Below are 16,627 nucleotides of genomic sequence, written 5' to 3'. Positions count from 1 at the left end.
TTGAATAATCTAAGTAACTTACCGCTGCTTGACCAACGATTAAAACGTTTGAAAATAGAGTTTGAATGACCAAAACAGCAAGGAATATCTCGCCACGGACAGCCTGTTCTAATTCTATAGAGAATAGCTTCAATAAAATTGCGTAAATTTGAGTTGTGGTGAATGGATAAATTACGCAGAATAACTTTCAACTTTTGCCAGTGTTGATCTGTCAGCATGGTACGAGGCATAGCGAATAGTAAAATTGGGTTTGGCGATTTGATTTTACTACTTCGCTATTTTTTTAAACTAAAAGTGTCAACACACCCTAATTGAATACTTCAATAATTTTATCTAAGCATGAAACCCTAATTTTTTAGGGTTTCATTTATTTTAAATATCCTTCAGCCAGATTCCCTATGACTTGGTAAATTTAAAACTTGAATGACGCTTTGAAATTTAAAAGCAATAGTTTCGTTTATTTTTAAATTTTTTCTTAAAAATCTTTTACTTTTTACGTGCACCTTTAGCATGCTTTTTTAGCACCGTTTTTCATACGATAAATATAAACACCTAAAAATATAATATAAATCTGAATTTTATGAACTCTCGCCATGTCTTAGTTTGGTGCAAAAAAATAGTAACGTGCTTTATATCGAGTCTTATCAATTTCAAGAAATTCTTCATCAAAATTTCCCTTGCTTAGCCCTCTTCTACAATCAATTTGCCTCTATATACTGATTTTCTTTTGTGATCCCGCGCACTAAATTGGAACGCACCATGCAAAATATAGACTTATTATTTCTTCTTCTCGGTGCAGTTCTAGTGCTTGCCATGCATGCTGGATTTGCTTTTTTAGAGCTTGGAACAGTTCGACATAAAAACCAGGTCAATGCCCTAAGTAAAATTCTAACCGACTTTGCCATCTCCGCCATCGCCTATTTTTTAGTGGGCTACTATATTGCCTACGGTCAGCACTTTTTCCATGATGCTGCAACCTTGTCTGCCGATCATGGCTACAATCTGATGCGCTGTTTTTTCCTGTTGACTTTTGCTGCAGCAATTCCAGCGATTATCTCTGGAGGGATTGCAGAGCGTGCCAAAATGCGTTCACAGGCTTTAGCGACATTATTTCTGGTTGCGCTGATCTATCCGTTTTTTGAGGGTATGATCTGGAATGGCAACCTTGGTTTTCAGGATTGGCTGACCCATGCATTTGGTGCAAGTTTTCATGATTTTGCCGGTTCAGTTGTCGTTCATGCAATGGGCGGCTGGATCGCACTGGCCGCAATAATCCTACTTGGTGCGCGTCATGGCCGTTACAAAAAAGATGGCCGGATCACCGCGCATCCTCCTTCATCAATTCCTTTTTTGGCTTTGGGTTCCTGGATTCTGATTGTGGGATGGTTCGGCTTCAATGTCATGAGCGCGCAGCGGCTGGATGCCATTTCTGGACTGGTCGCCATTAACTCTTTGATGGCCATGGTTGGTGGAACAATAGCAGCCAAAGTTGCGGGGAAAGATGACCCGGGCTTCCTGCATAATGGTCCCTTAGCAGGTCTGGTGGCGATTTGTGCCGGATCAGATGTTGTTCATCCCTTGGGTGCTTTTTTTATCGGGATCAGCGCCGGTATTATTTTTGTGAAACTTTTTACCTATACCCAAAATAAACTTAGAGTGGATGATGTATTGGGAGTCTGGCCTTTACATGGTGTTTGTGGTGCTTTTGGTGGATTAGCTGTGGGTATCTTCGGTCAGCAATGGCTTGGAGGAATGGGAGGAGTGTCTTTAATTTCACAACTCATAGGTACAGTGCTGGCGATTGTCATTGCTTTGGCGGGTGGTTTTTTGGTGTATGGCCTGCTTAAGGTTTTGATGGGTATTCGCCTGACTGAGGAAGAAGAGTTCAATGGTGCAGACTTGTCGATTCATCGTATTTCTGCTAATTCGGAAGAAAATACTTTTTAATAGACATAAAAAAAGCCTCTACGACTATGGGCTTTTTTTATTTATAAGCAGCACGTCTATACGAGATAATTACTTCATACCAAAGATCAGTTTTAAACCAAGTACCGTCATAACTGCGCCTGCGGCGCGGTCAAACAAAGCTTTAAACTTCAAATAAACACGACGTGGCTTTTCCGCAGATAATGCAACTGCGACCAGTGAACACCAGCCCGCATCAATAAAGAAACATAAGACAGGTAAAACAAAATAAAAATACGTTGGAATTTCTTTGGGCAATAACGCGGTAAAAATACTGGCCAGCACAATCGCAATTTTAGGATTGGACAACTGTGTAATTAAACCTGTGGTAAAGGCACGGCGTAAAGACATCTGTTTGGCAATGGCGACATCCGCTTCGATCGGATCTTTGGCATGTTTAATAATTTTAAACGCCAGCCAAAGCAAATATAAACCACCACAAATTTTTAAGGCCAGATAAGCCGAAGGTACAGCCAGCAAAAATGCCTGCAAACCCAGTACTGCCAGCAGACCAAAAATCGCTGCACCGAGACCAGTACCCAATGCAGTAAATAAACCATGTTTACGTGAAATGGCAATTGAATTTTTTGCCACATAAATAGAAGTCGGCCCGGGACTCATTGCACCTAACATCAGGGCAAAAGCAATCGAACCTAAAATCCAGAATGATTCCACGAGATAACCTGACTTAAAAATTGAAGAACTATTTTAAGCACAAACCTGAAAATTTGCTGTAAAAATTTCTGGATTTGTCATGAATTTTAACTATTGCAATTACTTAAGGTTTCAACTGGTCCTGAGCACTCAAATGCTTGTCTAGCAGTTGATAATCCTGCTCATGTACAGGTACGCCACCAATAATCATGGTGCGGGTTTCTGTTTTAGGCTTATTCATTGCATCATCACAGCCCGACAGACTGAGCAGCATGCCGACCAACACAGCACAGGATAATATTTTCATTATTCTACCCTCCTCAGGGTTTCCTCTGTTTAGATTAGCATTATTGTTTAAATAATCAGCGGAATATTTGTGACAATCTACGACCAATTCGATGGTGATCAGCTAATAATGGGCTATTCAAAAGCTCTGATTTTTAGCACTTCCGCTATAATGCTTACATCATGAACTTTGCGAAATTTTATGTTTGAAACCATTGCCCAAAATATTCCAGATCAACAAATTAATTTTCACGATATTACTTTAACAATACGTCGTCTGGATCTGGTGCATCCGCAAATTTCGGGCAACAAGTTTTTTAAACTGAAATACAATTTTCTTGAAGCCAAAAGACAGGATTATCAGCATATTCTGAGTTTTGGAGGTGCTTATTCCAATCATATTGCCGCTACTGCATTTGCCGCACAGCAGTTTGGTTTTCAGAGTGTTGGTATGATTCGAGGTGAAGAACTGGCTGATCGACCATTGAATCCAACATTAGCCACCGCCCAGCAATTCGGGATGCAGTTGCATTTCGTCAGTCGTGATGAATATCGACGCAAGCAACAGCCTGAGTATTTGGCCGAACTCGCTCGACAATTTCCTGAACATTATATTATTCCTGAAGGTGGAACCAATGCTTTGGCGATTCAAGGTTGTCAGGAAATATTAAAAGATGGCGATGCGCAATTTGATGTGATTTGTTGTGCAGTAGGCACCGGTGGCACCATCAGTGGATTGATCGAAGCCAGTCATGGGCATCAACAGGTTTTAGGATTTTCTGCACTGAAAGGTTCATTTTTAAAAGATGAAATCGCTCAACTAACGAATAAAACCAACTGGAATATTCTCGATGATTATTGCTGTGGTGGCTATGCCAAAACCAGTGCAGCCTTGATGCAGTTTATCCGGGATTTTGAAGCGGAATTTGCAATTCCACTGGAGCAGATCTACACGGCTAAAATGCTGATGGGGATTTTTGATCTAATCGAGAAAAATTATTTTCCGGCTGGATCAAAACTGTTGGTGATTCATACTGGTGGTCTGCAAGGCCGTAATATTCCTTTTAATTTTATAGCAACTTAAGCTTCAATCGGTTGATTGTTATTTAAGGCAATTAACCCTTTGACCAAGCGGTAGATATGCCAGATAAAGACCAGAAATACAATCAGGAAACCAATCAAGATCACAGTCAATAAGCCACCGACGATATAGCCCAGCAAACTGATCCAGAAGGTTTTAATTTGCCAGTCGACATGACTTTCCAGCCAGGTACCGCGCATTTCATCACGCTTGATATAATTCATCACAATCGCAATAAATGGGGTCAGACCAAGAAAAAATCCTAAAATATAAAGAATATAAGTAATGAGATTATATTGTTTTAAATCTTCCGCGCTTGCCATTCGCTTTTCCTTGTTATTATGTTTTTAGTTTGTACAAAAACTATGCATGAGTTTTAGACAGCTTTCAAATACTTTATGTTTAAAATCCACTGTGAATCTGCAATCACGGAACTGATTTTTCTGGAATAGAGAAAGCTGAAATAAAATTGTCTATAATGCTTCCCTTTTCTTCTCCCTTGAGTGTGTGATGTCTTCCAAGCAATACGATGTTCTAGTCATAGGTGCCGGTGCCTCAGGTTTAATGACGGCGTATATGGCTGCGCAACGTGGGCGTAAAGTCGTGGTAGTGGAAAAAGCCAATAAGGTTGGCAAAAAAATCCTGATGTCTGGCGGTGGTAAATGTAATTTCACCAATCTGGAAGTCGAACCGAGCAATTACATTTCACACAATCCACATTTTGTGATTTCAGCTTTAACGCGTTATACCAACTGGGACTTTATCGGCTTGGTATGTGAATACGGCATTGCTTATGAAGAGCGCAAACATGGACAGCTGTTTACCTTAAATGGTGCAAAAGATATCTTGTCGATGCTGCTAGCGGAATGTGACAAAACCGGTCTGGTCGATATTAAAACCAGCTGCGAAGTGAAAGCAGTCAATCTAGTCGATGATCAAGGCTTTCAAGTGGCGACCTCACTAGGATATTTTGAAGTTGAATCTGTAGTCGTGGCATCTGGTGGTTTATCGATTCCTACGCTTGGCGGTTCAGGCATTGGCTATGAGATTGCAAAACAGTTTGGACATCACGTCTATCCAACCCGTGCCGGACTGGTTCCATTTACCTTCTCTGACGGATTTAAAGAAGTCACCACGCGCTTAAGCGGCAATGCCGTAGAAGCAACACTCTCCAATGAACTCAACAGCTTTACCGAAGCACTACTATTTACCCATCGTGGTTTGAGTGGGCCAAGTTCCCTGCAACTTTCCAATTACTGGAATGTCGGGCAGAGCTTTAAGGTAGATTTTCTTCCAAGTGTTGATCTGTTGGATTTCTTCAAATCCAAAAAACAAAGCCAGCCCAAAGTCTTGTTACGTACACTACTCAATGAATATTTACCGAAAAGTGTGGTGGCTGAATTACAAAGTCTGATCTGGACTGAAAGCGCTGAAACTGCCATTGGCAATATCAGTGATGACAAGCTGGAACAGATTGCGGCACGTCTGCATGGCTTTGAAGTGAAACCTTCAGGAACAGAAGGCTACCGTACAGCGGAAGTGACTTTGGGTGGTGTAGACACCACGGAAATATCCTCAAAAACCATGGAAAGTAAAAAGCAGAAAGGTTTGTATTTTATTGGTGAAGTGCTGGATGTTACCGGACATTTGGGCGGCTATAATTTCCAATGGGCATGGTCATCGGCACATGCCGCATCGGAATATATTTAATCAATAGATAATCTGGTTTGCTACTTAACTCATTCCAGATAGTCTGTTTTAAACAGGTTGAGATTGGCCGTATTTTTTAAACGGTCAATCGTCAGCTGCATTTTTTGAGCTTCTCGCAGACATAGCGGTACGTCATCTGCTGAAGATGCCATGAATTTATGTTGTAGTGCTTTCCACATATTGTTGATCTCCTTTTCTTTATATTTTTAATGCAAGAAAAATACCAAAATCATTTTAGTATTCACTTGAATATTCTATATTTTTTAAAAAATAAATTCTATTCCTGGTGACTGAGCAGGATTGACTCCTCAGTTAAATTCGTCTGTCTCTGGTATTTTCTTATCCAGCTTTCGCTCAGACTGCTCGTCCTGTTTACTCTTCACAAAAATAAATCGATAGGCAGCGGTAAAAAAGCCAATCGTAATTCCTGCAATGACTAAAGGAGCCAGAACTTTATTAGGTTTCTTGGTATTCATTCATTTTTCCTTATGACTGAACAAAATCGACCACATGAGCGTGGTCGATTTTGCTTAAAAATAAAAGGTTATTTCAGGTCATCTTTTTTCTGAGTTGAACGGTCAATATCGACATCTGGCTCTTTTTCTCCGGTTGAACCAAATGGATTATTGACTGGCGGATGAGTTGGATCGACTTTTAGTGAGTCCGGTACGGCTTGATCCGCATCCGGATTGACCGGATCAATACCCAATGATTCATCATCCTGCGGTGCAGTAGTAAGGATTGCCGGGGTAGTATGGGATAAATCCGTACCCATAGACGTATTCTCGTCTGAATCCTGATTTGGCACCATGCCTGCTCCTGGAGTTGTGATTGAGGAATCGCTAGTACCCATAGCAGTTTGCGAACCACCAGAGGACTGGCTCATTGAGCTATCTGTTGAACTCATACTCATCGCCGCACCTGTAGTACCTGACATGTCGGCTGCACTTGTACCTGTGGTCTTGCCACCTAATCCAGAAAATATGCTGTTCTCAGCTTTTTCTTTGACTGGATTGGGGTCTTTGGCCTCTCGTTTGGCTTTATCAATCAAATCTGTGAGTACACGCTCCGCAGGTTGACGACCACCCAGACCAAATGCCAAGGCGAATGCCACTGCTACAGCACCCAAAGTTAGACCAAACGCCAAGTTAACAATTGAATCGGCAATACCCATAGCACGCAGACCCATTGCCACAACCAGACCCATGATCAGGACACGTACTAAATTGGCTAACCAGCGTGAGCTGTTATATTCACCACGTTGTACGATATTCGCAACGATATTTGCCAGCCAGAAACCGATTACCAGAATCACCGCACCGAGCAGGATGTTGGCACCGAAGTAGATGAACATTGCAATTAGGCCACTGATCTGTTCAAAGCCCAGACGATTCGCTGCTTCAGATACTGCAAATAGCATGGTGAATAAAACGATCAGGAAACCGACTACACTTGAAAGTTTAGTCGTACCTAAAAAGCGTTGGATATCCAGTTTGGCAGGAATTTCATCAACACCTGTACCAGCAACTACTTCAACCACCAGACGTGCTACCAGTTTAGACACCACATACGCCAGAATCAGAATCAGCGCAGCAGCGATAATATTCGGAATGGCATTCATGATTTCATACAGCATGGCTGTAGCAGGCTGAGAAATGGCCTCAATACCCAATGCTTCAAATGCAATGATCAGTGCAGTAATGATCACTACGGCGAAGATGAATGACCCAATCACCTGAGAAACATTCGAGTTTTTGAAGATGCCTACCTTTTCAGCATGTTGCTGTACATTCAGACTGTTTAATAGTCCTTCAACAATACCGCGCACAATTTTCGCCAGAATATAACCAACAAAAATGATCACTGCAGCAATGAAGATGTTTGGTAGGTAACTAACAACATCGGTCAGCATATTTTGAACTGGTAACAACAAACCGTTGAGACCCAAAATAGACAGTACGATTGGCAAGAACAGCAATAAAATTAACCAGTAAGCAATTTCACTGATGTTTTTACTAATCGGACTGACACCGACTTCAGCACTGAGTTTTTCATCGAGTTGCGTTCGGTCCAGTAGCTTTTGTAACCCTATCTTGACCAGATTGGCCACAATCCAACCTATGAATCCGACTGCAATTGCACCTAGTAACTGCGGGATAAATAACAGGAATTGCTGGATCATATTACTGAATGGACCGCTGACACTGGTAAGATTAAGTACATTCAGCGCACCAATCACGGCAATAATCAGAATAATCCAGAACACGACGCGGGCGATAATGCTCTCCACATTGGAGTGATGACCTGTCGCCGTATTTAAATGTGTATTGGTACCCAGTTTCTGCAAGAGCTTTTTAACGCCTGCCGAGACCAGTAACGCAATGATCCAGCCAATTACTAATATGGCAATTGCACTAAGAATGGGATGGAACTGATCCCAGTAGTACATGGCATCGAAGCCACCACGCGGGCTTCTCATATAATCATTCATGTTGTTCTACCCTCTTTGTTATTAAGCTATTTATCTGAAATCGGGGGCATCTCCCTGAAACAATCAGCCCCTTCTTCTTCCGGATTCATATTAGATTTGATGTTTTCAGACTCAAGCCAGGTAGATGGCACTACCTTAAAACATCACCATCGATTGCAAAAAAGCCCCAGTGGTTCACTAGAGCTTTTCAGGTATTTTCAGTTATTGAGTCGCCTGTCCATCAGTCGCAGTTGCTGTTGCTTCTGTGCCATCACCCACGGTTGCTGTAGCTTCCGTTCCATCATTCATGGTGGCGGTGCCTTGTGTAGGCTCACCGACTGGAGTTGAATTATTTGGGGTAGCAGGCTGTACATTCGGATTTGGATGTCCTGCAGGAGCATCATTCGCATCTGGATTCATGTCAGCAAACATATAGAACAGTAGTGCGAGTAAAAAAATACCGACCAAAATCAATATATAAACAGGGATACGCTTTTTCTGCGTCACGTCTGCCTGATGATTTAAAGGTGGTTTTTTATTGAAATCATCGACCATAACCATCCTCACTCTTTGTTATTCATAAGTAGATTTTTAGAATAACAAGCTGTGAATAGGGCTTCTGTGACAAAACATGGTGAGATGGTGACGGGATGTAAGTCACTAATCCATCAGAATTCTCTGCTGGATACTGCTTTAAAATAGCCGTTTGGACGGGCTTTGTTGCATGTCGACTGGGGTTTGGTATTCATCTTTCAACTGCACCCCTGAAAGCTGTAACTCACAGGATTTACGCATCAATGCGACCAGTCGCTGGATAGCTAGTGGATAGGCCAAGCCCGCAGAACGGACATTGGAAATACAGTTGCGCAAGGCATCATGACACCCTTTAAAAGCATTATAAGTGTAATAAATTCTCATACTATCGGGTGAGCTCAAACCCGGCCGTTCGCCAATTAGCATGACCAGCATTTTCGCCTGTAAAATTTCTGCCAATTCATCACCCAGTGCCACACGACTGCCACGGGCAATCACTAAGGGGGCAATCTGCCAGCCTTGTTCTTTGCATGCCTCTAGCAAGGCCTGAATAAAATGCAGGCTATTTTCCTCAATGGCACGTGCAGCTGATTAGACTGTTGCGCCAAAATTCCCTGATGCTCCAGCCAGTAGTCAAATTCGGGTGCCGGTTTTAATCCCAGTAATTGCCGGATGTAGAGCGCATCATGAAAGGATGTCGTCTGATAATTCAGCATCACATCATCCGAACCGGGAATACCCATGATAAAATGCAGTCCGGCATTGGCGAGTAAGGTCAACAGTACATCCATATCATCCTGATCGGCATCGGCATGATTGGTATAGCAGATATCGCAACCCATTGGCACACCGAGCAGCTTGCCACAGAAATGATCTTCCAGCCCGGCCCGGATAATTTGTTTGCCGTTATACAGATATTCCGGCCCGATAAAGCCGACTACAGTATTGACCAGCAAGGGATTAAACTTATGCGCCACGGCGTAGGCACGCGCTTCCAAAGTCTGCTGGTCCACGCCATGATGCCCATTGCTAGACAAGGCACTGCCCTGTCCGGTTTCAAAATACATGACATTTTGGCCCACTGTGCCGCGTTGCAGGCTTAAGGCAGCTTCATAGCCTTCCTGCAGCAGCGCCAGATTGATCCCGAAACCAGTATTGGCTGTTTAGGTTCCCGCAATGGACTGGAACATCAGATCAATCGGAACATTTTTATTTGCCAGCTGAATGCCAGAAGTAATATGGGTCAAAACACAAGATTGAGTCGGAATCTCATATTCCTGAATAACGTGATCGAGCAGTTTGAGCAGCTCAGTCAAATTCTGCAGATTATCTGTGGCCGGATTAATCCCGATCACGGCATCACCATTGCCGTACATCAGTCCATCCAGAATGGATGCAGAGATTCCCATCAGATCATCAGTCGGATGGTTCGGCTGCAAACGCGTTGATAAGTGCCCTTCCAGACCAATGGTGTTTCTAAACCGCGTCACCACGCGGCATTTTTTCGCTACCAGAATCAGATCCTGATTGCGCATAATTTTGCTCACTGCCGCGACCATTTCCGGAATCAGGCCCATTTTTAAGGCCGTAATCTTTTCTGTGGTGGCATCTGCACTGAGCAGCCAGTTACGAAAATCCCCCACAGTAAAATGCGAGATCGGATAAAAAGCATCGGCATCATGTTCATCCATAATCAGGCGGGTGATTTCATCCGCCTCATAAGGAATCACAGCTTCATGCAAAAACTGCTGTAACGGTACTTCTGCCAGACACATTTGTGCAGCGATACGCTCGGTTGCATCCACGGCCGCAATTCCTGCCAGCTGATCACCAGAACGTTCAGGGGTAGCCTTGGCCAATAAGGTTTTTAAACCCTCAAAGACATAATGCTGACTGGCCACATTGATCTGATACAGCATAAGCGTATTCTCCCTGCAAGATGGTTTATTTCAATTCCTTTTCTGCTGCCTCGATACGCGCAAATTCTTCTTCCGGCGTACCGGCCACCAGATGATGACGGCTATACAGCAAGAAATAGAGAATCAGTGCCACGTAAATGGCAGCTGCCATTAGCCAGACTTTTGGATCGACCAAGAAGCCTGCGACCACTGCAATGGCTGCAAGCACTAAAGCAATCAATGCTGTGGCAATGCCGCCCGGTGCCTGATAAGGACGTGCCAGATTTGGTCTGGATAACTTAAGTTTGATATATGACATCATCATCAAAACATAGGAAATCGTAGCACCAAAGACCGCCATCAGAATCAGCAGATCACCTTCACCTGAAAGGGACAACAGGAAGCCAATAATCCCCGGAATAATGATGGCCAAATAAGGTACATGATTGCTGTTGGTCAAGGACAGTTTTTTCGGTAAATAACCGGCACGTGAGAGTGCAAAAATTTGACGGGAATAGGCATAAATAATCGAGAAGAAACTGGCGATCAGACCTGCCAGCCCGACAAAATTCAAAAAACTCGCCATCCAGGTATTGGCACCATAGACTGCCACCAAGGCATCCACCAGCGGTGCACCAGAATCTTTCAGCGTATCTGCACCTGCTGCGCCAGGACCGAGCAACAAGATACTCAGGGCAAAGAATGCCAGAATCAGCATGGAACCAATCAGACCACGCGGTAATGATTTGGCTGGCTCTTTGGCTTCCTCGGCTGCCAGCGGCACCCCTTCAACTGCCAGAAAAAATCAGATCGCATAAGGCACTGCTGCCCAGATGCCCAGATAACCCAATGGCAGGAAACTGCTTGCACCCGCAGCTTCAGTATTGACCGCAATATCAAACAGGTTTGCACTATTAAAATGAGGCAACATGCCAAAGATGAACACCATCAAGGCTACCGCAGCAATTGCGGTAATCACAAACATGATTTTGAGTGCCTCACCGGCACCTTTCAGATGCAAGCCCATAAACACCAGATAGCTCACCAGATAAATGATCCAGCCGCCAATACCAAACAGGGCTTCGCAATAGGCACCAATGAAACAGGCAATTGCTGCCGGTGCGATAGCATATTCAATCAGGATGGCACTTCCGGTCAGATAGCCGCCAAAGGGACCAAAAGCAGTCCGGGCAAAACTGTAACCCCCACCCGCAGTCGGCAGCATGGTTGACATTTCGGACATGGCCAGGCACATACACAGATACATAAATGCCACCACAATGGTCGCAATAAACATGCCTCCCCAACCCGCCTGTGCCAGACCGAAATTCCAACCAGCGAAGTCGCCGGAAATCACGTAAGCTACTCCCAGACCGACGAGAAGCAGCCAGCCTACAGCACCTTTCTTGAACTGGCGCAAGGCAAAATAATCTTCTTGTACTGCTGTTTCAGTCACACTGGCATCAATCACACTTTTTGACTCTGACATAGCAACCTCGTTGTTTTTATCGTTGTTCCCTGAAGATATGCATAAGCCATACCAGTTCCGCAGGCTTTAGTGAAGACAGTTGAGACGCTGCCTTTCAGCGATGAAATGCGTTATAATTATCCACCTTCTCATTTATACACCCGAGTTATATGGCGTATCGTCAACAAAGTGTATCGCTTGATCTTGATACTGACGTCACACATCAATGCATGCTGCACTACAGCCGTGATCAGCATCTGATTGGAATTATTGAATTCAGCAAGCCAAGCTTCCTGCTGCGCTGGCAGGATCTGGAATATTTCCGCCGTCGTACCGAAGAATTTTCCGTGATGCCTTTTCCGGACTGTGTCAATGCGATGATTATCGATATTCGAGATGTAACGGCATGGTTGGATAATGAAGTGCCGATTATTCCGTGGCGATTATTGGAAGAAGACTGTCCGGTTCGCCTGGTGGTGCCTGCAGACCGTATTGAGCACTATGCCGGATTCTTTGAACCGACCTGGCTCAGCCCCGATGTCGAAACAGCTATTCAGGAAATCCGTGAATCCATGGATATGTTTGTGCATTAAGCTTGAATCGAAAAAACCTCCGTAATGGGCAATGCTTTTTACTTAAGCATTTGAATCATTTTGGAATTTATTAGGGAATCCGATGTCAGGTTTGGCATCGGATTTTTTATGGTATTTCAGCAGGATATTTTAGATCTTAAAAATCTGTTTAAGCTCTCGAATCTGAGTACTTTTATTCACAATATCACCGTTAAGTGGGTCAAGTCCACACTCAGGTTGAGCAGTTCCGCGACTATTTCCAGGCGGCGATTGCCTGCAGATCAGGGATAGATAGTTTGTTTTGGAGAGGCGTTCAAGGCCTACAATATCTCGAACAGTTAATATCTCAAAAACCCTTTATCCCCTAGATCACCATGCGACTCCTCTCCAGTGAACCGCATTGCCTTCAAGTAGGAGCTTTTGCTCATAAATTCTTCAGCCTTACCAATAATTCTCGACTGCAATATTGCCTTCACCACGACGGTTCATGGTCAAGCCACGGGCTTTTAAGGCCTCTTTAGTATCATCGACCATCTCCGGGTTACCACAAAGCATGACATGCGTCGTTTCCGGATTAAACGCGATACCTGCTGCCTTTTCCAGCTCACCATTGGCAATCAAAATCGGTAAACGGTCGTGCAAAGGTGCATCAGGCTCACGGGTAATAATCGGGATAAATTTAAAACCAGTATGTCCTTCGCCAAAGGTTTCAGCGATTTCTTGAATCCGGTCTACATAAGCGAGTTCTGCCCGGGTGCGTACACTATAAACCAGATTAATTTTTTCGTATTTGCTCCAGGTTTCAAAGTCTTGCAACATGCAAATAAACGGTGCCAGCCCTGTGCCGGTACCCAGTAACCATAGATCTTTAGGCAAAGGCAATTGATAACGTGCCAGAGTCAGATAACCATAAGGAATTTTTTCCAGATGCAGCTCATCCCCGACTTTGAGGTGCTGTAAATTGGAGGTAAATTTACCTTCTGGAACGACAATCGAGAAAAACTCCAGAGTTTCATCAAAAGGAGATGACACTACCGAATAGGCACGAACCACCAGTTCATCCCCCACTTGTAAACCAATACGCGCAAACTGCCCTGCCGTGAATTTGAAATGTGCTGGGCGTGTCATCGTAAAACTAAATAATGTATTGGTCCAACGGTGTACAGATAAAACTTTTTCTCGGGTAAATTTTTCAATTGACATGATTTCAACGTGGCATGAAAGACTATGCTCATGGTAGCATGGCAACATAATTTATTAATATTTTTTAAATGTTAAGGCTCTACTCATGCGCATGACTTTACGCCAATTGGCTGTTTTTGTAGCAGTGGCACAAGAGGGTACCGTAACGAAGGCTAGCGATGCCGTCAAGCTTACACAAAGTGCGGCTAGTATGGCTTTAGCAGATCTGGAAGATGGTCTGGGTGCTCCACTATTTGACCGTCTAGGCAAACGTTTACAGCTAAATGACCTAGGGCGCTTTCTTCTCCCTCAAGCCCTGGAAATTTTAGGTCGTTGTGAATCTTTTGAACAAGTCGCTAAAGGTGAGCTTCAAAGTATCGATTTACGTTTGGGTGCAACCCTGACGATTTCAGATTACCTGATTCCTGACCTGATGGCCGATTTCTTGAAAATCAAGCCGCAAGCACATTTACAGCTTCAAGTCGGTAATACCCGTCAAATGATTGAAGCGGTGAATCAGTTCCAGCTGGATCTTGCCTTAATTGAAGGTTCATGTCATTTGCCACAGCTCCAATGTATCCATTGGCGTGATGATGAGCTGGCCGTGTGCTGTGCACCAGACCACCCCCTTGCGCAATTAAACCGTGAACTAACCGCTGAAGATTTCAAATCTGTAGAATGGATTTTGCGTGAAGAAGGTTCAGGTACCCGTGAGGTGTTTGACAATGCCATCTTAAAAGATGTGCCGGATGCCAATATCCGTCTAACACTCGGTCATAATGAGGCGATTTTAAAAATCGTAGCGGGTGGAATCGGTATGTCCTGTATTTCCAAACTTGCGATTGAGCCTTTACGTGAAAAAGGTCAACTGGTAATTCTGGATACCCCGTTTTGGTCGCTGACTCGCCCTCTGTTTATGCTGGTACATCGCCAGAAATATCAGGGTCCAGGTCTGAGAGCCTTTATGAATTTTTGTGAAAGCTAAAATATGAAAAGCACCTTAAGGTGCTTTTTTTATGATTCATCAAAACTGACTTTCACATGGTATCCCATCTCCGTCACCATCCATTTTGGTATTTGGACAGTTACGAATAAAAAATAATGCTTCCTCATAAGAACCCATCTGACTACAGTGTTCCCGACCATCGCATTTAAATTGAGATACAGATGGCGAAGCCGTTGCTGAAGTTTTTATATTAACGGGGTTACTTTGGATTCTTAACTCAGCACCACGATTTTCCAGGTTCTTCCTGCCCTGCTCAGATAATCCTTGCATAGGTAGATCACCTTGCGCTGCTCGCTGCTCAGCGACAATTCGTTGCTGCTCTACCATCAGTCCTTCAAGCTTTTGCTGTTTTTGAACTTGGTAGCTTTGGTATTTGTTATAAACAAGAGCAGCAAGAATCACAATAATCACCAGTCCTGATATTGTGATTATTTTTGATGTAGTTGATGATTTTTTCTTTTCATAACGTGGAGAAGCTCTGGTTTCAATATCTCTATGTAGATCATTATTCTGCGAAACAGGCATCGTTGCTTTAACATCCAAGCGAACAATATGGTCCGCCTTAAACTTTCCATTCTCTTCTACAATTAAAAACTTTAATTTTTCCCCAATTCTTGGCGGAATATTTTTATTGGGAAAGTCTTTGACGTGAAAAAATAAATCTTTAGATTGTCCTTCGATCTGAATAAAACCAAAACCACGATCTTCGTTATAGGTTTTGATTTTCCCCTCTTGAAACATAATTCGCTCTTATCTTTAATATTTTTTATGATTGTAATCAAAAAGAGAATGAAAATCTTTTGTAAAATTCTCTAAAGCAGAAACACAAAAACTAGATGTGCATCTTATAGCGGAAGAATAGATCCCTAGTTAAAAGTAAAAAATTAAAATTTCTTTTTTATTTATACTTCACCAAAAATCATAAACCCAACAGCTGATGCCATTGCCAACCAAAGGGTCGGACTAAAGAAAAGTGAATTACGTACAGGAACAGCGACTGTGGGTGCCAAGGATTGCAAGGCGACGACTTCTGGCACAAATTCATCCTGCACTTTAATATCTAGACGTACCATGTTGTCTAATGTCATGCTGCCTTGTTGGGGAATGATTCTAAATTTAAGCCGCTCTCCAATTTGTGGTTCAATTTCAGGCGAAGGTAAATCCTGTAACTCGAAACTTAAATCTTGAGCTTCTCCTATCAACTCCAAAGTACCCATACCACGTTCGGAATCGTAAGTTTTAATTTTTCCATCCGTAAACATGACACTTTTCTCTATAGAATTCATTTAATTTGTATTCTAAGCCAACGGAAATGTTCAGCATTGTTGCTGTTTGGTGGATTTTTTATGTGCTGTCTGTCTCTTTGAATATCTAAACGGTGGCACTATAAAAAAGAGGCTCGAAAGCCTCTTTTTAAATGTGACTAAACACGATTTAAGTATGAAGATTATCCATTAACCACGGAAGTTATTTAACAATGCCGATGTAATTGATTTATTGTGTATCGCCACTTTGGTTTTTTTAGCTTTCTTTGAGTTGTCTTCGACACGTTCAATCTTAATCGCTTTGTACTTATCGCCATTTTCAACAACATTAAATTTCACACGTTCATTGCGTTTTGGCTCGCCTTCTGCCGCAGGGAAGTCTGAAATATGGAAGAATACATCTCCCTCAGCGCAGCCAATAAAACCGAAACCTTTGGCAGGGTCATACTGTTTGATTTTGCCCTGATACAATTCATCTTTCATGCTATTGTCCTATCCTGAAAATGCCCTGTCTACATTATATAAAAAAGAGGCTGT

General features: G+C 43.0%; 17 protein-coding genes and 3 pseudogenes. 5 read left to right on the top strand and 15 right to left on the bottom strand.

The genetic code is table 11. From position 1 onward, the window contains the following. A partial coding sequence (locus MTX11_RS11910; RefSeq protein ID WP_243474662.1) for a transposase occupies positions 1 to 230 on the bottom strand: 230 nt, incomplete at its 3' end. Between the two features lie 529 nt (positions 231 to 759). Between MTX11_RS11910 and MTX11_RS11905 the strand changes: the two genes are divergently transcribed. Then, a complete protein-coding gene (locus MTX11_RS11905; protein WP_243475188.1) occupies positions 760 to 1,947 on the top strand; it encodes an ammonium transporter in 1,188 nt (395 codons plus the stop codon). 69 nt (positions 1,948 to 2,016) lie between these two features. Here the strand turns inward: MTX11_RS11905 and MTX11_RS11900 are convergent, their stop codons facing one another. Both MTX11_RS11900 and MTX11_RS11895 read right to left on the bottom strand, forming a co-directional pair. Next, on the bottom strand, positions 2,017 to 2,640 hold the full coding sequence (locus MTX11_RS11900; RefSeq protein ID WP_004645862.1) for a LysE family translocator: 624 nt from the start codon (positions 2,638 to 2,640) through the stop codon (positions 2,017 to 2,019). Positions 2,641 to 2,743: 103 nt separating this feature from the next. Then, positions 2,744 to 2,926, bottom strand: coding sequence for an NF038215 family lipoprotein (locus MTX11_RS11895; RefSeq protein ID WP_243475187.1), 183 nt, complete (start codon positions 2,924 to 2,926; stop codon positions 2,744 to 2,746). 180 nt (positions 2,927 to 3,106) lie between these two features. Here MTX11_RS11895 and MTX11_RS11890 point away from each other — a divergent pair, with 180 nt between their 5' ends. After that, a complete protein-coding gene (locus MTX11_RS11890) occupies positions 3,107 to 3,988 on the top strand; it encodes a 1-aminocyclopropane-1-carboxylate deaminase/D-cysteine desulfhydrase (RefSeq protein WP_243475186.1) in 882 nt (293 codons plus the stop codon). On the opposite strand, the gene MTX11_RS11885 is transcribed toward MTX11_RS11890, so the two are convergent. Further along, positions 3,985 to 4,308 carry a DUF4870 family protein gene (locus MTX11_RS11885; protein ID WP_044111062.1) on the bottom strand — a complete coding sequence of 108 codons (324 nt, stop codon included), beginning with the start codon at positions 4,306 to 4,308 and terminating at the stop codon, positions 3,985 to 3,987. The genes MTX11_RS11890 and MTX11_RS11885 overlap by 4 nt on opposite strands. Before the next feature lie 187 nt (positions 4,309 to 4,495). Here MTX11_RS11885 and MTX11_RS11880 point away from each other — a divergent pair, with 187 nt between their 5' ends. Continuing rightward, entirely contained in the window at positions 4,496 to 5,695 is a 1,200-nt protein-coding gene (locus MTX11_RS11880) for a BaiN/RdsA family NAD(P)/FAD-dependent oxidoreductase (protein WP_243475185.1), read from the top strand. Positions 5,696 to 5,724: 29 nt separating this feature from the next. Here the strand turns inward: MTX11_RS11880 and MTX11_RS11875 are convergent, their stop codons facing one another. The 7 genes and pseudogenes from MTX11_RS11875 to eat form a co-directional block, all read right to left on the bottom strand. Continuing rightward, a complete protein-coding gene (locus MTX11_RS11875) occupies positions 5,725 to 5,874 on the bottom strand; it encodes a hypothetical protein (protein ID WP_171260768.1) in 150 nt (49 codons plus the stop codon). A gap of 129 nt (positions 5,875 to 6,003) precedes the next feature. Next, positions 6,004 to 6,171 carry a hypothetical protein gene (locus MTX11_RS11870; protein ID WP_243475184.1) on the bottom strand — a complete coding sequence of 56 codons (168 nt, stop codon included), beginning with the start codon at positions 6,169 to 6,171 and terminating at the stop codon, positions 6,004 to 6,006. A 68-nt stretch (positions 6,172 to 6,239) separates the two neighbouring features. Continuing rightward, positions 6,240 to 8,186 (bottom strand): mechanosensitive ion channel, encoded by a 1,947-nt coding sequence (locus MTX11_RS11865; RefSeq protein WP_243475183.1) that lies wholly within the window; start codon positions 8,184 to 8,186, stop codon positions 6,240 to 6,242. A 201-nt stretch (positions 8,187 to 8,387) separates the two neighbouring features. Then, positions 8,388 to 8,720 (bottom strand): hypothetical protein, encoded by a 333-nt coding sequence (locus tag MTX11_RS11860; protein ID WP_005106219.1) that lies wholly within the window; start codon positions 8,718 to 8,720, stop codon positions 8,388 to 8,390. Positions 8,721 to 8,858: 138 nt separating this feature from the next. Beyond that, a pseudogene (locus MTX11_RS11855) lies at positions 8,859 to 9,287 on the bottom strand (ethanolamine ammonia-lyase light chain EutC); the annotation flags it as partial. Next, a pseudogene (locus MTX11_RS11850) lies at positions 9,236 to 10,618 on the bottom strand (ethanolamine ammonia-lyase subunit EutB). The pseudogenes MTX11_RS11850 and MTX11_RS11855, both read right to left, overlap by 52 nt. A 25-nt stretch (positions 10,619 to 10,643) precedes the next feature. Next, positions 10,644 to 12,086, bottom strand: a pseudogene (gene eat / locus MTX11_RS11845) (ethanolamine permease). A gap of 149 nt (positions 12,087 to 12,235) precedes the next feature. Between eat and MTX11_RS11840 the strand changes: the two are divergent. Then, positions 12,236 to 12,658, top strand: coding sequence for a hypothetical protein (locus MTX11_RS11840; RefSeq protein ID WP_005247880.1), 423 nt, complete (start codon positions 12,236 to 12,238; stop codon positions 12,656 to 12,658). Positions 12,659 to 13,078: 420 nt separating this feature from the next. Here the strand turns inward: MTX11_RS11840 and MTX11_RS11830 are convergent, their stop codons facing one another. Further along, complete coding sequence (locus MTX11_RS11830; protein WP_243475182.1) at positions 13,079 to 13,840, bottom strand: ferredoxin--NADP reductase; 762 nt, start codon at positions 13,838 to 13,840, stop codon at positions 13,079 to 13,081. Between the two features lie 85 nt (positions 13,841 to 13,925). Here MTX11_RS11830 and gigC point away from each other — a divergent pair, with 85 nt between their 5' ends. Then, positions 13,926 to 14,804, top strand: coding sequence for a LysR family transcriptional regulator GigC (gene gigC / locus MTX11_RS11825; protein WP_004280761.1), 879 nt, complete (start codon positions 13,926 to 13,928; stop codon positions 14,802 to 14,804). A 39-nt stretch (positions 14,805 to 14,843) separates the two neighbouring features. Here the strand turns inward: gigC and MTX11_RS11820 are convergent, their stop codons facing one another. The 3 genes from MTX11_RS11820 to MTX11_RS11810 form a co-directional block, all read right to left on the bottom strand. Further along, on the bottom strand, positions 14,844 to 15,566 hold the full coding sequence (locus MTX11_RS11820) for a cold shock domain-containing protein (protein WP_243475181.1): 723 nt from the start codon (positions 15,564 to 15,566) through the stop codon (positions 14,844 to 14,846). 161 nt (positions 15,567 to 15,727) lie between these two features. Then, complete coding sequence (locus MTX11_RS11815) at positions 15,728 to 16,087, bottom strand: hypothetical protein (RefSeq protein ID WP_243475180.1); 360 nt, start codon at positions 16,085 to 16,087, stop codon at positions 15,728 to 15,730. A 192-nt stretch (positions 16,088 to 16,279) separates the two neighbouring features. Further along, positions 16,280 to 16,573, bottom strand: a complete 294-nt coding sequence (locus tag MTX11_RS11810) for a cold shock domain-containing protein (protein WP_243475179.1) — start codon at positions 16,571 to 16,573, stop codon at positions 16,280 to 16,282. Between the last annotated feature and the right edge of the window lie 54 nt (positions 16,574 to 16,627).

Origin of the sequence: Acinetobacter lwoffii, from assembly GCF_022809915.1 — a bacterium.
Classification (GTDB): Bacteria; Pseudomonadota; Gammaproteobacteria; order Pseudomonadales; family Moraxellaceae; genus Acinetobacter; species Acinetobacter lwoffii_M.
The sequence above is the reverse complement of the archived record's forward strand: the minus strand, read 5'-3'. Positions and strand labels throughout refer to the sequence as shown.